Here is a 14,832-nt window from a genome sequence, read left to right as displayed (position 1 = left end):
GGTTACATTCCGAACCCGGAAGCTAAGCCTCACAGCGCCGATGGTACTGCAGGGGGGACCCTGTGGGAGAGTAGGACGCCGCCGAACAATTATTCAAGGCCGCGGCCCCAGCGATTCGCTGGGGCCGCGGCCTTTTTGTGTTTTGCGAACATGTGCAGTGCCGGCACACCAGGGACTTTCGCCCAGACGCGAGGTCTCCCGGGATGTCGGACAATGGAGATGGTGCCCGGCCAGGAGGCCGGCATCGAACCGCGTGAGGGCAGTCGTGTCGCCCGGTCCGCGGTGGAGCTGAAGCAGCAGAAGGAGTCACCACAATGTCGAACCAGCCCCAGGACCGTCCCGAGCGTCGATCGGACGACGGCCGCGGCTACGAGCCCCGGTCTCGCGGGGGCTGGTCCAACGACCGTGGTCCGCGTCGCGACGACCGTGACGACCGCCCGCGTCGTGACGACCGCCCCTCCGGCGGCGGCGGTTTCCGTCGTGACGACCGTCCCTCCGGTGGTGGTTTCAACCGGGACCGTGACGACCGTGGCGGCGCCCGTCGCGATGACCGTCCGTCCGGTGGCGGTTTCCGCCGCGATGACCGTCCCTCGGGTGGTGGTTTCAACCGGGACCGTGACGACCGTGGCGGCGCCCGTCGCGATGACCGTCCGTCCGGTGGCGGTTTCCGTCGTGACGACCGTCCCTCGGGTGGTGGTTTCAACCGGGACCGTGACGACCGTGGCGGTTTCCGTCGTGACGACCGTCCCTCCGGTGGTGGTTTCAACCGGGACCGTGACGACCGTGGCGGCGCCCGTCGCGATGACCGTCCCTCGGGTGGCGGTTTCCGCCGCGATGACCGCCCCTCCGGCGGCGGTTTCCGTCGTGACGACCGTCCCTCGGGTGGTGGTTTCAACCGGGACCGTGACGACCGTGGCGGCGCCCGTCGCGACGACCGTCCGTCCGGTGGCGGTTTCAACCGGGACCGTGACGACCGTGGCGGCGCCCGTCGCGACGACCGTCCCTCGGGTGGCGGTTTCAACCGCGACCGTGACGACCGCGGTGGCTTCCGTCGTGACGACCGTCCGTCCGGTGGTGGTTTCCGCCGTGACGACCGTCCCTCCGGTGGTGGCTTCCGTCGTGACGACCGCCCGTCCGGTGGCGGTGGTTTCCGTCGCGATGACCGTCCCTCCGGCGGCTACAGCCGCGACCGTGACGACCGTGGCGGCTTCCGCCGCGATGACCGTCCCTCCGGTGGTGGTTTCCGTCGTGATGACCGCCCGTCCGGCGGCTACAACCGGGACCGTGACGACCGTGGCGGCCGGGACTACGACGACCGCCGGGGCAACTACGAGCCGGTCAAGCGCCTGCCGATCCCGGAGGACGTCACCGGCTTCGAGCTGGACGCGGACGTGCGCCAGGAGCTCAAGAGCCTGCCCAAGACGCTTGCCGACGATGTCGCCCGCAACCTGGTGATGGTCGCCCGTCTGCTGGACGGCGAGCAGGAGGAGGCGTACCAGTACTCGCGTATCGCGCTTCGCCTGGCCTCCCGGGTCGCCGCCGTCCGTGAGGCGGCCGGTTTCGCCTCCTACATGACGCAGCGCTACTCCGAGGCGCTGACCGAGTTCCGCGCCGCCCGCCGGATGACCGGCCGCGCTGACCTGTGGCCCGTGATGGCGGACTGCGAGCGCGGTCTGGGCCGTCCGGAGCGGGCGCTGGCGATGGCCGGCGAGCCCGAGGTGAAGCAGCTGGACAAGGCCGGCCAGGTCGAGATGCGCCTGGTCGCGGCGGGTGCCCGCAGCGACATGGAGCAGTACGACGCGGCCGTGGTCACCCTGCAGAGCCCGGAGCTGGCCTCCAGCTCCGTGCAGCCGTGGACCGCCCGTCTGCGCTACGCGTACGCCGAGGCGCTGATCGCGGCCGGCCGTGGCGAGGAGGCCCGCGAGTGGTTCGCGAAGGCCGCCGAGGCTGACACCGACGGTGCGACCAACGCCTCCGAGCGGCTGGCCGAGATCGACGGCCTGGAGTTCGTCGACGCGCTCGACCCGGAGCTGGACGAGTCCGAGCAGGACGAGCCGGCCGAGGCCCCGGCGGCGAAGTCGCGCGGCGGTGCGCCGGACGAGCGGGAGATCTTCGAGGACGAGGAAGACGTCGAGGAGTACTACGACGAGGACGACGTCGAGATCGACGAGGAGTTCGACGGCGTGGTGCCGGAGCGTTCCACCGACGAGAAGCGCTGACCGACGCGCCCGTCAGAACTGAGTGAGGCCCTGCCGCACCCCGGGAGTTCCCGGGGTGCGGCAGGGCCTCACTGCTGTGCCGGTCAGCCCAGCCCGGTCAGCCCAGTTCGAGGCTGCGCAGGACCAGCCCGGTGGCGGGCTTCGGGCCGAAGGAGGTCGACTTCCGCGGCATGGTGACCCCCTGCTCGGCGAGCCGGCGGACCACGCTCTCGCGCACCGGGTGCAGCAGCACGGCGGTGCCGCCGGTCCGGGCGGCCTCGCGCTCGGCGGACACGGCGGTGTGCAGGTAGCCGATGTCGTCGGGGCCGTCGGGGACGCGCCAGGTGTGGTCGAGCAGCGTGGCGTGCAGGACGGTCGCGTCCAGGTGACGCCACTCCTCGGGGCGGTCGCTCGGCACGGTGGCGTCGATCAGGGCCTCGTCCGGTTCGCCGATCAGCCAGTAGACGCCGTCGCCGCCGGTGAGCAGGAAGCCGGTGCCGCCGTGCCGTTTCTGCTCGGCGAGGGCCTGGAGGGCGGTGTCCAGCGGACCCGGCACCTCCTTGACCTGCCAGCGGTCGCCCAGTTTCTTCAGCGCCTCGGCGACCGGCAGGCGGTACAGCACACGGTGGATCGCCCGGACCCGCAGCGGGTAGCGGGCGGTGTCGACCAGGAGTACCAGGCCCCGGTCCCAGGGGCTGCGCGGCAGGTGGCGGTGCTCGCGCTGGAGCCGCAGGTACATTTCCCACCGGTGGTGGCCGTCGGCGATCAACGCCCGGCAGGTGGCCAGGTCGCGGCCGACCTCGGCGATTTCGGCGGGATCGGTGACGGCCCAGAGCCGGTGGTGGGTGCCGTCGGTGGTGGTCGTGGTGAGCAGCGGTTCGCCCCGGACGGCCCGTTCGACCACCCCGGCGGCGCCGCCGTTGCCCCGGTAGGTGAGCAGCAGCGGTTCGAGGTTGGCCCGGGTGGTGCGCATCAGGCCGACCCGGTCGGCGACCGGCCGGGGCATCACGTCCTCGTGCGGGAGCACCACGCCGGCCTCCCGGCCGCTGACGGCGAGGGCGCCGACCAGACCGCGCTGCAGCAGCTCGGGGGAGTCGCCGGTGGCGGGGACGCGTTGCTCGTAGACGTAGAGCGCGGGCTCCGGGTCGGCGGCCAGGACGCCCTCGCGCTGCCAGTCGCGCAGCAGCCGGGCGGCGTGCCGGTAGCGGGTGTCGCGGTCGGGGCGGTCGCCGGCGTCGTTGGGCTCGGGGCGCGGCAGGATCAGCCGGACCACGTTGTGCGGGTCGGCGGTCTCCAGGTCGAGCCGGCGGCCGGGGTCGACGACGTCGTACGGCGGTGAGGTGACCGCGGCCAGGGTGCCGACCCGGTCGGGGACGTACCTCAGACCTCGGAAGGGGGACAGGGACAGACCTGCGGTGGCGACGTGCCCGGGATCGCCGGGGCCGCCCTGCGGAGACTCCACTCCGCTTTCTGCACTGGGTGTGCTCATTCTGGGCATCGTAATCGGGTACGCGTTGTTCAGAGATCTGAACGCCCGTGCCGATCGGTGGGGCGGGCGTCGTGACCGAGGGCGAGGTACGCATGAGCGGTAGGCAGGAGAGGGTGGACGGCGGCGGACCCGGTGAGCCGGGTATGCCCGCCCGGTCGGGCGGTGCCACCGGTGGGGACGGTCCGGCCGAGGGCGGCGGCGTGCCCGCGCAGGGGCGGACGGGGGATCCGGCGGGGGACGTCTACGACTGGTTCCGCCGGGGCGGGGCGCTGCTCGCGCAGGGGAACCCGGCGGCGGCCGAGCAGCTGCTGGCGCGGGCGGCCGCCGCCGAGCCGCACTCGCGCAGCATCCGGGAGACGCTGGCGCGGGCCCAGTTCGACGCCGGTTCGTACGCGGCGGCGCTGGAGAACTTCCGGGCTGTCGCCCTGGCCGACCCCTCGGACGACTACGCTCAGTTCGGGTGGGGTGTGTCGGCCGCCCGGCTGGGCGACTTCGAGACGTCCGCCGAGCATCTGGCGCTGGCCGTGGCGATGCGGCCGGAGACGGACCACTACCGGGCGGCGCTGCGGCAGACCCGGGCGACCCTGGCGGCCCGCGCCGGGGCGTTCGGCCCTCTGCTGCCGGGGGCGCCCGGGTACCTGGAGGCCCCGCGGGCGTCCGGCGCGCTGCCGGGGAACGCGGAGTCCGAGGTGCCGGCCGACGGGGATCCGACGCAGTGACCGCACCGAAGGCGTGACCGCGACGGACGCGGTGAGCGCAGTGAACGCAGTGACTTTCGACGCAGTGACTTTCGACGCAGCGAATGAGGTAGAGCAGGCATGACCGAGACGGCCACCACCGCGCGACGGACCGCCCCGGGCGGGAGTGAGCACCCGCTCACCGAGGCGTACGACACGGCGCTGCTGGACCTCGACGGCGTGGTCTACGCGGGCCCGAACGCGATCGAGCACGCCGTGGACTCGCTGGCGACGGCGCGGACGACCGGGATGCGGCTGGCGTACGTGACCAACAACGCCTCCCGGCCGCCCCGGGTGGTGGCCGCCCACCTGACCGAGCTGGGTGTGCCGGCCGAGCCCGCCGACGTGATCAACTCGGCCCAGGCGGCCGCCCGGGTGGTGTCCGAGAAGGTGCCGGCCGGGGCGAAGGTGCTGGTGGTGGGCGGTGCGGGCCTGGAGGAGGCGCTGGCCGAGCGCGGCCTGGTGGCGGTCCGCACGCTGGCCGAGGAGCCGCTCGCGGTGGTCCAGGGTTACGACGCCTCGGTCGGCTGGACGCACCTGGCGGAGGCCTCGTACGCCGTGCAGCAGGGGCTGCCCTGGGTCGCGTCCAACACCGACCTGACGGTGCCGACGGCGCGCGGCATCGCGCCGGGCAACGGGACGCTGGTCGCGGCGGTGCGCGCGGCGACGGGCGTGGAGCCGGAGGTGGCGGGCAAGCCGCTGCCGCCGATGCACCGGGAGACGGTGCTGCGGACGGGCGCGCAGCGGCCGCTGGTGGTCGGGGACCGGCTGGACACCGACATCGAGGGCGCGTTCAACGGCGGGGTGGACAGCCTGCTGGTCTTCACCGGGGTGACCACCGCGGCGGAGCTGCTGGCCGCGGTGGTGGAGCACCGGCCGACGTACCTGGCCGCGGACCTGCGCGGGCTGCTGGTGCCGCACCCGGTGGTGACGGAACAGCCGGGTGGCGGCTTCGGCTGCGGCGGCTGGACCGCGGTGGCCGAGGGCGGCGTGCTGCGGCTGGAGGGCGTCGGGGCGGACCGCTGGGACGGCCTGCGGGCGCTCTGCGCGGCGGCGTGGACGGCGCTGGACGCGGACGGCGAGCCGGTCGACGGGCGGAAGGCGCTGGCCGAGCTGGGCTTCTGACCGGCCCCGACCCGTCCTGGGCGGGCGGCCGGGGTCAGAGGAGGGTGCGCAGCCGCAGCAGATCGCGGAAGCCGGCCTCCAGCCTGACCCGGCCGCCCGCCCAGGCGGCCGCGAAGTTGAGCCTGCCGTCGACCAGGGCCACCAGGTCGTCGCTGGCCATGGTGAGCCGGATCTCGGCCTTCTCGGCGGGGGCCCCGGGAGCCTCGGTGACGTCCTGGATCCGGCCGTCGCGGAGCCGTCCGGAGAAGGTCAGGTCGAGGTCGGTGATCCGGCAGGTGAGCGAGCGGTCGAGGGAGGCCGCCGTGCGGACGTCTCCGGTGGACTTCGCCATGTTCCGGCTGAGCTGCTCCAGTGCCTCACGGCACTCCTCGGCGTTGGCCATGGCGGTGGGTCCACTCCTCGGTACGGCGTCCGGCCTGTGGCGGGCGGCGGCGGTGACTGCGGGCCACGGTACCGCAGGAGGGTTTTGGCGGTAGCGTCGTCAGTGGGGTGCCCGGACGTTCCGGACACCCGACGGCGACGGAGCGATGCGCGCAGGCGCTTAGGAGGCACCCGGATGCTGCCGAAGACGGTGCGGGGAGCGGTGGAGGTCGCCGCCGGGCTGGTGGAGGAGGTCGGCAAGCGGGTCGTCGGGACGGCGGCGGAGCTGCTGGAACGGACCGGGATCGACGTCACCGAGGTGGAGCGCCGGTTCGGCGGGCAGTTCCCGCCGTCCGCCAAGCAGCTCCAGACGCTGGCGGAGGAGGCGGTCACCGCCGGACGGGCCGGGGTGGACCTGGCGGTCGGTGTGGCGCGCGGCGAGGTGGAGAAGGCCTTCGAGCGGGTCGGCGACCAGGTGACCAAGGTCGGTGTGGTGCTCGCCTATCTGGAGAGCAGACTGCGTGAGGTCCAGGACGGGGACGGGCCGGCGGGTACGACGGTGGTGCCGGCTCCGGCTCCCCGGGCGGACGATCTGTTCGGGCGTGGCTGGGAGCAGGAGGACGGTCCCGCGGTCCGGGTGATCGGCGAGCCGATAGCGGCCGAGCGGGTCGAGGTCGACGAGCCGGTGGAGGTCGATCCGCCGGTGCCGCCCGCAAGGCCCGCGAAGGCCGTGCGGGAGGTCCGGGACGTCCGGGACGTGCGGGATGTTCGGGACGTGAAGGACGTGGAGCCCGAGAGCCCGGCACGCACCGGGGAACCCGTGGGTCCGGCCGAGCCGGCGGCGGGGAAGCCGGTGAAGAAGCAGGCCGGGAAGGCCACCGCGCGGCCGGCCACGGAGAAGCCGGCCCCGGCCGGGAAGGCCCCCACCGGAAAGGCCCCCACCGGGAAGGCCTCATCGGAGAAGGCCGCCACGGACAGGACCCCGGCCGCGAAGGCGCCCGCCAAGAAGGCCGCTGCCAAGAAGACGGCGGTGAAGAAGACCGCCGTGACGAAGAGCTCGGCCACCCGAAGGACAGCGGCCGCAGGGCAGGAGATGCCCGCCAAGCGGACCGCCACGAGGAAGACCACCGTCCGGAAGACCAGCACGAAGAAGCCCGATGCCTGATACCGAACCGATCACCGGGGAACTCCTGCCGCCGGGCGGCGAACCGACCCCGACCGGCCACCCCGTCGTGGACGCCGGGCTGGCCCGGCTGGCGGCGCTGGACGGGGTGCCGACCGAGGCGCACCCCGCGGTGTACGAAGATGTTCACCAGCGGCTCACCGACACGCTGGCCGCGCTCGACCAGGAATGACCCGCCAGGAATGACCCGTAGGAGCTGAAACGCCAGTGGCAGTGGCACGACGCCGTCTCGACGCGGAGCTGGTCCGCCGCAAGCTGGCCCGGTCGCGCGAGCACGCGTCCGAGCTGATCGCGGCCGGCCGGGTGACCGTCGGCGGCACCACCGCGACCAAGCCGGCCACCCAGGTGGAGACCGCGGCGGCGGTCGTGGTGGCGAAGGACGAGAACGACCCCGACTACGTCTCCCGGGGCGGTCACAAGCTCGCCGGGGCCTTCGCGGCGTTCGTGCCGCAGGGCCTGGTGGTCGAGGGGCGCCGGGCGCTGGACGCGGGCGCGTCCACCGGCGGGTTCACCGATGTGCTGCTGCGAAGCGGCGCGGCCGGGGTCCTGGCGGTGGACGTCGGCTACGGCCAGCTCGCCTGGTCGCTGCAGAGCGACGAGCGGGTGACGGTGATGGACCGCACCAATGTGCGCGAGCTGACCCTGGAACTGATCGGCGGCACCCCCGTCGACCTGGTGGTCGGCGACCTCTCGTTCATCTCGCTGGGCCTGGTGCTGCCGGCGCTGGCCGCCTGCGCCGCCGAGGACGCGGACCTGGTGCTGATGGTCAAGCCGCAGTTCGAGATCGGCAAGGACCGGCTCGGCAACGGCGGTGTGGTGCGCAGTCCGCAGCTGCGGGCCGAGATGGTCCGGCAGGTGGCCGGGCAGGCCTGGGAGCTCGGGCTGGGCGTGCGGGCGGTCACCGCGAGCCCGCTGCCGGGCCCGTCCGGAAACGTCGAGTACTTCCTCTGGCTGCGCCGGGACGCCCCCGCGCTGGACCCCGCGGAGGCGGACCGGGCCGTCGCCGAGGGCCCCCGATAGGGTGCTTTGCGGGCGTCCGGTCCGTCATGCTGAGTGACGCGGCCGCACCGGGCCGAGGGCGACCCGGCAGGCGTAGGGAGAGGGCAGCGGCATGAGTGAGGAACGTACGGTCTTCCTGATCGCGCACACCGGCCGGGAGGCGGCGCTGCGCAGCGTCGAGGGCCTGGTGCACGGGCTGCTGAAGGCGGGCATCCGGATCAGACTGCTCGCGGCCGAGGCGGTGGACCTGGATCTGCCGGACGGGGTCGAGCGGGTGGCCGGGGGGCCGGGCGCGGCGGACGGCTGCGAGCTGATCCTGGTCGCGGGCGGGGACGGCACGCTGCTGCGCGGGGCGGAGCTGGCGCGCGAGCACGGGCTGCCGATGCTGGGCATCAACCTGGGCCGGGTGGGCTTCCTCGCCGAGGCCGAACGGGACGATCTCGCGGTGGTGGTCGAGCGGGTGGTGGACGCCGACTACGAGGTCGAGGAGCGGATGACCATCGATGTCATCGTGCGGACCAACGGCGACGCGGTGCACCACGACTGGGCGCTGAACGAGGCGTCGATCGAGAAGGCCTCCCGGGAGCGGATGCTGGAGGTGGTGACCGAGGTCGACGGCCGTCCGGTCTCCAACTTCGGCTGTGACGGGGTGGTCTGCGCGACGCCGACCGGTTCGACGGCGTACGCGTTCTCCGGCGGCGGCCCGGTGGTGTGGCCGGAGGTGGAGGCGCTGCTGATGGTGCCGATCAGCGCGCACGCGCTGTTCGCCCGGCCGCTGGTGACCTCGCCGGACTCGGTGCTGGCGGTGGAGGTGCAGCCGAAGACGCCGCACGGGGTGCTCTGGTGCGACGGGCGGCGCTCGGTGGAACTGCCGGCCGGGGCGCGGGTGGAGGTCCGCCGGGGCCAGACGCCGGTGCGCCTGGCCCGGCTGCACCGGGCGCCGTTCACCGACCGGCTGGTGGCCAAGTTCGCGCTGCCGGTGACGGGTTGGCGCGGGCGCTCGCAGACCCCCTGAGATCCTGACGGTCCCCGAGCCGCCCTGACGCCCAGTCAGACCGCCAGTGGCTGGCTGTCGTCGGTGGCGCTCCACCGGCCGCCGTCGGCCGCCCTGGCGGCGACGGCGACGAGTCGTTCGACGGCGGCGGGGACGGCCGGGGCGGGCACGGTGAGCGGGATCCGGATGTGGTTCTCGAAGGCGCCGTCGGAGCCGAAGCGGTTGCCCGCCGCGATCCGTACCCCGCCGTGTTCGCCGGCCCGGGCGATCGCCGCCCCGGACAGGCCGCCGGTGGCGACCCAGAGGCAGAGCCCGCCGGGCGGTTCGGCGTACGTCCAGCCGGGCAGGCGGGCGGCCAGCCCGGTGGCGAAGGCGGCGGCGGTGGCCCGCAGCCGGTCCCACTGGTGGGCGCGGACGGCCGGGAGCGGTTCGCCCATCAGCTCGGCGGCGATCAGCTGCTCCAGCACCGGGGCCCCGACGTCGCTGTAGACGCGCTCGGTGGCCAGCCGGCGGACCAGCGCGGGGGCCGCCCGCACCCAGCCGATCCGCAGTCCGCCCCAGAGCAGCTTGCCCGCCGAGCCGACGGTGACCACCTGGGCGGCCCGGTCCAGCGCGGCCGTCGGGCGGGGGAATCCGGCCCCTTCGGGCACGCCCCAGCCGAGTTCGGCGGTGGTCTCGTCGACCAGTACCACGGTGCCGGCGGCCCGGGCGGCGGCCAGCAGCTCGCGGCGCTGCTCCTCGCCGGTCAGCGCGCCGGTCGGGTTGTGGAAGTCCGGGATCACGTACGCGACCCTGGGTGCGGCGCCGCGCAGCACCCGGCGCCACTCGGCGAGGTCCCAGCCGGGCTGCTGCCGGGGGCCGCCCGGCCAGGCGTAGGGGACCGGCACCAGGCGGGCGCCGGCGAGCCGCAGCGCCTGGAGGGTGTGCGCGTAGCTGGGCGCCTCGACGGCGACCCGGTCGCCGCGGCCGATCAGCACCCGCTGGGCCAGGTGCAGACCGCCCATCGCGCCGGTGGTGATCAGGATCTGGTCGGGGGTGGTCGGCAGCCCGCGCTCGGTGTAGCGGCGGGCCACCGCCTCGCGCAGGACCGGGACGCCGGTCGGGAAGTGGCCGTGCCCGGCGGCGTACGCGGGCAGCTGTTCGAGGGCCCGGGCGGCCGCCGCGCCGAGGTGGGGCTGCGGGGCGGGCAGGGCGGCGACGCCGAGGTCGAGGGTGCGGCCCTGTTCGTCCGGCGGCACCGGGTGCAGCGCGTCACTGGGCGGCGGGGCGCCCTCGGGCAGGGCCGTCCAGCTGCCGGCGCCGCGACGGCTGCGCAGATAGCCGTCGGTGCGCAGGGTCTCGTACGCGGTGGCGACGGTGGTGCGGCTCAGCTCCAGGGCGGCGGCCAGTTCGCGCTCGGCGGGCAGGCGGGCGCCGACCGGCAGCCGGCCCTCGGAGACCAGCAGCCGGATCTGCCCGGCCAGCGTTCGGTAGGCGGGCCGGCGGGGGGTGGCCGGTTCGGGCAGCCGGGCGGTGCCGAGCAGCCGGGCGAGCGCGGGGGGAGTGACGGTGGTGTGCCAGTCGGCCATGGCTGATCAGTCCACTTGCTTGGAATTGGCCCTGGAGTGGGTCGCTTTGGCCTGCCCATCATGGCAGGGCGGCCGTCAAGTCCGCCACTGCCGGGCCTGTCGCCGGCGGTGCAGCACCACCAGCAGGAGACCCGATGGCCACCACGACCACGCCGACCCCCACGCCCACCGTCCGCCCGGAGCGGACCCCGCCCGCCGTCCGCCTGTTCGGCGACACCCACGCGCTGGGCCGCCGGCTCCCGCAGCTCGCCGTCGGGCTCTCCCTGTACGGCGCCAGCCTGGCGCTGATGCTGCGCTCCGCCCTCGGCCTCGACCCGTGGGACGTCTTCCACCAGGGCCTCCAGCGCACCGTGGGCCTCTCGGTGGGCGCCTGGGTGACCATCTGCGGCGCGGCCGTACTGCTGCTCTGGATCCCGCTGCGCCAGCGGCCCGGGGTCGGCACCGTCGCCAATGTGCTGGTGCTCGGGGTGACGATGGACCTCACCCTGCGGGTGGTCGGCACCCCCGGCGGACTGCCCGGCCGGATCGCGCTGATGACCGCCGGCATCGTGCTCAACGGCCTGGCCACCGGCCTCTACATCGGCGCCCGGCTCGGCCCCGGCCCGCGCGACGGCCTGATGACCGGCCTGCACCGGCGCACCGGCCGCTCGCTGCGGCTGATCCGCACCGGAATCGAACTGACCGTTCTGGCCGCCGGCGTTCTGCTGGGCGGCACCGTCGGCGTCGGCACCGTCGCGTATGCGCTGGCCATCGGCCCGCTCGCGCAGTTCTTCCTGCGCTGGTGCACCGTGCCCACCGCTTCGCGAACCTCCCGGAAGGGATGAACTTGCGGGCGCCAGGTTGCCGCTCGTCGCGCGCCGGGGGTGGAACCTCGTAAGGTCGTCACCGTGTTGGACGAGATGCGGATACGGGATCTTGGGGTCATCGACGATGCGGTGGTCGAACTGGCTCCCGGCTTCACCGCCGTGACCGGTGAGACCGGTGCGGGCAAGACCATGGTGGTGACCAGCCTCGGCCTGCTGCTCGGCGGACGCGCCGACCCGGGCCTGGTGCGCAACGGCACCGGACGCGCGGTCGTGGAGGGCCGCCTCGAACTGCCCGCCGGCTCCCCGGCGGCGGTCCGCGCGGTCGAGGCGGGGGCCGAACTGGACGACGGCGCGCTGCTGATCAGCCGGACCGTCTCCGCCGAGGGCCGGTCCCGGGCGTACGTCGGCGGCCGGGCCGTCCCGGTCGGGCTGCTCGCCGAACTCGGCGAGGACCTGGTAGCCGTCCACGGCCAGACCGACCAGCAGCGCCTGCTCCGCCCGGCGCGCCAGCGCGGCGCGCTGGACCGGTACGCGGGCGAGGCGGTGGCCGGGCCGCTGGCCCGCTACCGCGAGGTCTACCGGCGGCTGCGCGAGGTCGCGGCCACCCTGGAGGAGCTGACCACCCGGGCCCGCGAGCGCGCCCAGGAGGCCGACCTGCTCCGCTTCGGCCTGGACGAGGTCGCCGCCGCCGAACCGGTCGGCGGCGAGGACGGCGAGCTGTCCGCCGAGGCCGAGCGGCTCGGCCACGCCGACGCGCTCTCCTCGGCCGCCACGATGGCCCACGCCGCCCTGGCCGGCGACCCGGCCGACCCGGAGGCGCTGGACGCCGGGACCCTGCTCGCGCAGGCCCGCCGCGCGCTGGAGGCGGTCCGCCACCACGACGAGCGGCTCGCCGCCCTCGCCGACCGGCTGAACGAGGTCGGCTACCTCCTCGCCGACGTGGCCGGCGACCTGGCCGGCTACGCCGACGACCTGGACGCCGACCCGGTCCGGCTGGCCGCCGTCGAGGACCGCCGGGCCGTCCTGGCCCAGCTGCTGCGCAAGTACGGCGGCCCGGAGAACTCCCTCGCCGAGGTGATCGCCTGGGCCGAGGCGGGCGCCGCCCGGCTCGCCGAGCTCGACGGCGACGACGAGCGGATCGACGAGCTCGGCGCCCAGGAGACCGCGCTGCGCGCCGAGTTGGCCGATCTGGCGGCCGAGGTCTCGAACGCCCGGCAGGCCGCCGCCGGCCGCTTCGCCGAGGCCGTCTCGGCCGAGCTCGCCGAACTCGCCATGCCGCACGCCCGGGTGACCTTCGCCGTCGGCTGGGTGGACGACCTGGCCGGGCTCGAGGTCGACGGCCGCACCGTCGCCTACGGCCCGCACGGCGTGGACGAGGTCGAGGTGCTGCTCGCCCCGCACCCCGGCGCCCAGCCCCGCCCGATCGCCAAGGGCGCCTCCGGTGGTGAGCTCTCCCGGGTGATGCTCGCCGTCGAGGTGGTCTTCGCCGGCGCCGACCCCGTCCCCACCTATCTCTTCGACGAGGTGGACGCGGGCGTCGGCGGCAAGGCCGCGGTCGAGATCGGCCGCCGGCTCGCCAAGTTGGCCGAAACCGCCCAGGTCGTGGTGGTCACCCACCTGCCGCAGGTCGCCGCCTTCGCCGACCGGCACCTGGTGGTGGAGAAGACCAACGACGGCACCGTGACCCGCAGCGGTGTCAAGGTGCTGAACGACGAGGAGCGGGTGCGCGAACTCTCCAGGATGCTGGCGGGTCTGGAGGATTCCGAGCTCGGCCGGGCCCACGCCGAGGAGTTGCTCGCCGCGGCCAGGGCCCCGCGCCACCGCTAGCCGTACGGGCGGCGGCCCTACGGACGACGGCGACGCGCCCCTCGGTGGCGCCGACTGTCCAAGAGGGCCGCCGACCTGGCATGGTGGCGGCTGGACACTGGCTTTCCAGTCCCGAGCGCCGTCGGCGGGCAATCCTCGCAGCGCGGCGTGAGTACCTGATCGAGTCGGATGCGAGACGACGTGGACCATTCCGCCGCACGGGCCACCGCGGCCGCCCCCGAGCCGGGGCAGCTGCACGTGGTGCTCGTCCTGGCCGCCAGTACCGGCGGCATCGGTGCGCATGTGCGCTCCCTGGCACAGGGCCTGGTCGCGCACGGAGTGACCGTCACGGTCTGCGCCCCCGCTGGTACGGACGCGCTGTTCGGCTTCTCCCGCACCGGCGCCAGGTTCCACCTGGTCGACATCACCCCCACCGCGGGCGCCCGCAGCGACGCCACCGCGATCGGCGAACTGCGCCGCGCCTTCACCGGCGCCGACGTCGTGCACGCCCACGGCCTGCGCGCCGCCCTCCTCTCCGACCTGGCGCTGCGCACCGCGGGCCGCTTCCCGGGGCTGCGCCCGGAGACCCCGCTGGTGGTCACCTCGCACCACGCGCTGCTGGCCACCGGCATGGAGCGGAGGCTCCAGCGACTGATGGAGCGTCGGGTGGCACGCGCCGCCGACCTGGTCCTCGGCGCCTCCTCCGACCTGGTCGCCCGGGCCCGTGAACTGGGCGCCACCGACGCCCGGCTCGGCCCGGTGGCCGCCCCGCCGATGCCCGAGGGCCGGCTGGAGCGGGCCGGGGCCAGGGCCGCGCTGCTCGGCGACGGCCCGGACCGCCCACTGGTGCTGGCGGTCGGCCGGCTCGTCCCGCAGAAGGCCTTCGGGGTGCTGCTGGACGCCTCCCGCGAGCTGTCCGCCCTGGACCCGCGGCCGCTGCTGCTGGTCGCCGGAGACGGCCCGGAGGCCCCCGGGCTGCGCGAGCGGGTGGCCGCCGAGCGGCTGCCGGTCCGGCTGCTCGGCTACCGCACCGATGTACCGGACCTGCTGGCGGCCGCCGACCTGGTGGTGGTCAGCAGCCGCTGGGAGGCCCGCTCCCTGGTGGTCCAGGAGGCGATGCGGGCCGGGGTGCCGGTGGTCGCCACCGCCGTCGGCGGTATCCCCGAACTGGTCGGGGACGCGGCCGTGCTGCTCCCGCCGGGCGACCCGGCCGCCCTCGGCCGGGCGGTGCGCGAGCTGTTGGCGGATCCGGCCCGCCGCGAGCGGCTGGCCGAGGCCGGCCGCCAGCAGGCCCGGACCTGGCCGGACGAGGCCGCCACCGTCGCCCAGGTGCTCAGCACCTACGACGAGCTGGTCCAGCGCAGCGCGTAGGGCCGGTCCGGCGGGCCCTGCCCGGACCGGCCCAGGCTCAGACGGTGGCCTGTTCGGTGCGGTCGGCCGCCCGGCCGTCCGGCTGGGCGGACAGGTAGGCACCGCCGCAGGCCGTCAGCCGCAGCGCGGTGTCGATCAGCGGGACGTGGCTGAACGCCTGCGGGAAGTTGCCGACCTGGCGCTTCTCGCGCGGGTC

At 75.0% G+C, this 14,832-nt stretch carries 13 protein-coding genes, 1 rRNA gene and 1 pseudogene; 12 read left to right on the top strand and 3 right to left on the bottom strand.

Annotated elements, in window-relative coordinates; translation table 11 throughout:
• From rrf to ACIQIB_RS38485, 3 genes and pseudogenes are all read left to right on the top strand, one after another.
• A 5S ribosomal RNA gene (gene rrf / locus ACIQIB_RS38495) occupies positions 1-87 on the top strand; the annotation flags it as partial.
• Positions 88-287: 200 nt separating this feature from the next.
• Positions 288-1,325 (top strand): annotated as a pseudogene (locus tag ACIQIB_RS38490) (hypothetical protein); the annotation flags it as partial.
• Between the two features lie 66 nt (positions 1,326-1,391).
• Positions 1,392-2,219 carry a tetratricopeptide repeat protein gene (locus ACIQIB_RS38485; RefSeq protein ID WP_363613285.1) on the top strand — a complete coding sequence of 276 codons (828 nt, stop codon included), beginning with the start codon at positions 1,392-1,394 and terminating at the stop codon, positions 2,217-2,219.
• A 97-nt stretch (positions 2,220-2,316) separates the two neighbouring features.
• Here the strand turns inward: ACIQIB_RS38485 and ACIQIB_RS38480 are convergent, their stop codons facing one another.
• Positions 2,317-3,687 (bottom strand): DUF1015 family protein, encoded by a 1,371-nt coding sequence (locus tag ACIQIB_RS38480; protein ID WP_400763990.1) that lies wholly within the window; start codon positions 3,685-3,687, stop codon positions 2,317-2,319.
• A gap of 92 nt (positions 3,688-3,779) precedes the next feature.
• On the opposite strand from ACIQIB_RS38480, the gene ACIQIB_RS38475 reads away from it, so the two are divergent.
• Both ACIQIB_RS38475 and ACIQIB_RS38470 read left to right on the top strand, forming a co-directional pair.
• On the top strand, positions 3,780-4,406 hold the full coding sequence (locus ACIQIB_RS38475; protein ID WP_363613289.1) for a tetratricopeptide repeat protein: 627 nt from the start codon (positions 3,780-3,782) through the stop codon (positions 4,404-4,406).
• A gap of 99 nt (positions 4,407-4,505) precedes the next feature.
• The gene (locus ACIQIB_RS38470) at positions 4,506-5,549 is read left to right on the top strand and encodes an HAD-IIA family hydrolase (protein ID WP_363613291.1); all 1,044 of its coding nucleotides are present in this window, start codon (positions 4,506-4,508) and stop codon (positions 5,547-5,549) included.
• Between the two features lie 34 nt (positions 5,550-5,583).
• On the opposite strand, the gene ACIQIB_RS38465 is transcribed toward ACIQIB_RS38470, so the two are convergent.
• The gene (locus ACIQIB_RS38465) at positions 5,584-5,931 is read right to left on the bottom strand and encodes an SCP2 sterol-binding domain-containing protein (RefSeq protein ID WP_363613293.1); all 348 of its coding nucleotides are present in this window, start codon (positions 5,929-5,931) and stop codon (positions 5,584-5,586) included.
• A gap of 174 nt (positions 5,932-6,105) precedes the next feature.
• Here ACIQIB_RS38465 and ACIQIB_RS38460 point away from each other — a divergent pair, with 174 nt between their 5' ends.
• From ACIQIB_RS38460 to ACIQIB_RS38445, 4 genes are all read left to right on the top strand, one after another.
• A complete protein-coding gene (locus tag ACIQIB_RS38460) occupies positions 6,106-7,074 on the top strand; it encodes a hypothetical protein (protein ID WP_400763986.1) in 969 nt (322 codons plus the stop codon).
• Entirely contained in the window at positions 7,067-7,264 is a 198-nt protein-coding gene (locus ACIQIB_RS38455) for a hypothetical protein (protein WP_363613297.1), read from the top strand. The genes ACIQIB_RS38460 and ACIQIB_RS38455 overlap by 8 nt, the downstream gene beginning before the upstream one ends.
• A gap of 41 nt (positions 7,265-7,305) precedes the next feature.
• On the top strand, positions 7,306-8,112 hold the full coding sequence (locus ACIQIB_RS38450) for a TlyA family RNA methyltransferase (RefSeq protein WP_363613339.1): 807 nt from the start codon (positions 7,306-7,308) through the stop codon (positions 8,110-8,112).
• A 91-nt stretch (positions 8,113-8,203) separates the two neighbouring features.
• Positions 8,204-9,106: an NAD kinase gene (locus ACIQIB_RS38445; RefSeq protein WP_363613299.1), complete on the top strand. Its 903-nt coding sequence runs from the start codon at positions 8,204-8,206 to the stop codon at positions 9,104-9,106.
• Positions 9,107-9,141: 35 nt separating this feature from the next.
• On the opposite strand, the gene ACIQIB_RS38440 is transcribed toward ACIQIB_RS38445, so the two are convergent.
• On the bottom strand, positions 9,142-10,653 hold the full coding sequence (locus tag ACIQIB_RS38440) for a PLP-dependent aminotransferase family protein (protein WP_363613301.1): 1,512 nt from the start codon (positions 10,651-10,653) through the stop codon (positions 9,142-9,144).
• A gap of 134 nt (positions 10,654-10,787) precedes the next feature.
• Between ACIQIB_RS38440 and ACIQIB_RS38435 the strand changes: the two genes are divergently transcribed.
• The 3 genes from ACIQIB_RS38435 (at position 10,788) to ACIQIB_RS38425 (ending at position 14,636) form a co-directional block, all read left to right on the top strand.
• Positions 10,788-11,477 carry a hypothetical protein gene (locus ACIQIB_RS38435; RefSeq protein ID WP_363613303.1) on the top strand — a complete coding sequence of 230 codons (690 nt, stop codon included), beginning with the start codon at positions 10,788-10,790 and terminating at the stop codon, positions 11,475-11,477.
• A gap of 75 nt (positions 11,478-11,552) precedes the next feature.
• Positions 11,553-13,286 carry a DNA repair protein RecN gene (recN, locus tag ACIQIB_RS38430; protein ID WP_363613341.1) on the top strand — a complete coding sequence of 578 codons (1,734 nt, stop codon included), beginning with the start codon at positions 11,553-11,555 and terminating at the stop codon, positions 13,284-13,286.
• A 168-nt stretch (positions 13,287-13,454) separates the two neighbouring features.
• Positions 13,455-14,636, top strand: coding sequence for a glycosyltransferase family 4 protein (locus ACIQIB_RS38425; RefSeq protein WP_400659666.1), 1,182 nt, complete (start codon positions 13,455-13,457; stop codon positions 14,634-14,636).
• Positions 14,637-14,832: the final 196 nt, after the last annotated feature.

The sequence above is a fragment of the Kitasatospora sp. NPDC092286 genome (assembly GCF_044755565.1).
Classification (GTDB): Bacteria; Actinomycetota; Actinomycetes; order Streptomycetales; family Streptomycetaceae; genus Kitasatospora.
Note: the sequence above shows the minus strand (reverse complement) of the source record. Positions and strands in the feature narration are given on the sequence as shown.

What these genes read in the sequence shown, in the direction of transcription:
- ACIQIB_RS38465 (WP_363613293.1), bottom strand. Translation starts at nt 5,931, where the DNA reads ATGGCCAACGCCGAGGAGTGCCGTGAGGCACTGGAGCAGCTCAGCCGG.
- ACIQIB_RS38460 (WP_400763986.1), top strand. Translation starts at nt 6,106, where the DNA reads ATGCTGCCGAAGACGGTGCGGGGAGCGGTGGAGGTCGCCGCCGGGCTG.
- ACIQIB_RS38455 (WP_363613297.1), top strand. Translation starts at nt 7,067, where the DNA reads ATGCCTGATACCGAACCGATCACCGGGGAACTCCTGCCGCCGGGCGGC.
- ACIQIB_RS38470 (WP_363613291.1), top strand. Translation starts at nt 4,506, where the DNA reads ATGACCGAGACGGCCACCACCGCGCGACGGACCGCCCCGGGCGGGAGT.
- ACIQIB_RS38425 (WP_400659666.1), top strand. Translation starts at nt 13,455, where the DNA reads ATGCGAGACGACGTGGACCATTCCGCCGCACGGGCCACCGCGGCCGCC.
- ACIQIB_RS38440 (WP_363613301.1), bottom strand. Translation starts at nt 10,653, where the DNA reads ATGGCCGACTGGCACACCACCGTCACTCCCCCCGCGCTCGCCCGGCTG.
- ACIQIB_RS38445 (WP_363613299.1), top strand. Translation starts at nt 8,204, where the DNA reads ATGAGTGAGGAACGTACGGTCTTCCTGATCGCGCACACCGGCCGGGAG.
- ACIQIB_RS38475 (WP_363613289.1), top strand. Translation starts at nt 3,780, where the DNA reads ATGAGCGGTAGGCAGGAGAGGGTGGACGGCGGCGGACCCGGTGAGCCG.
- ACIQIB_RS38480 (WP_400763990.1), bottom strand. Translation starts at nt 3,687, where the DNA reads ATGAGCACACCCAGTGCAGAAAGCGGAGTGGAGTCTCCGCAGGGCGGC.
- recN (WP_363613341.1), top strand. Translation starts at nt 11,553, where the DNA reads ATGCGGATACGGGATCTTGGGGTCATCGACGATGCGGTGGTCGAACTG.
- ACIQIB_RS38435 (WP_363613303.1), top strand. Translation starts at nt 10,788, where the DNA reads ATGGCCACCACGACCACGCCGACCCCCACGCCCACCGTCCGCCCGGAG.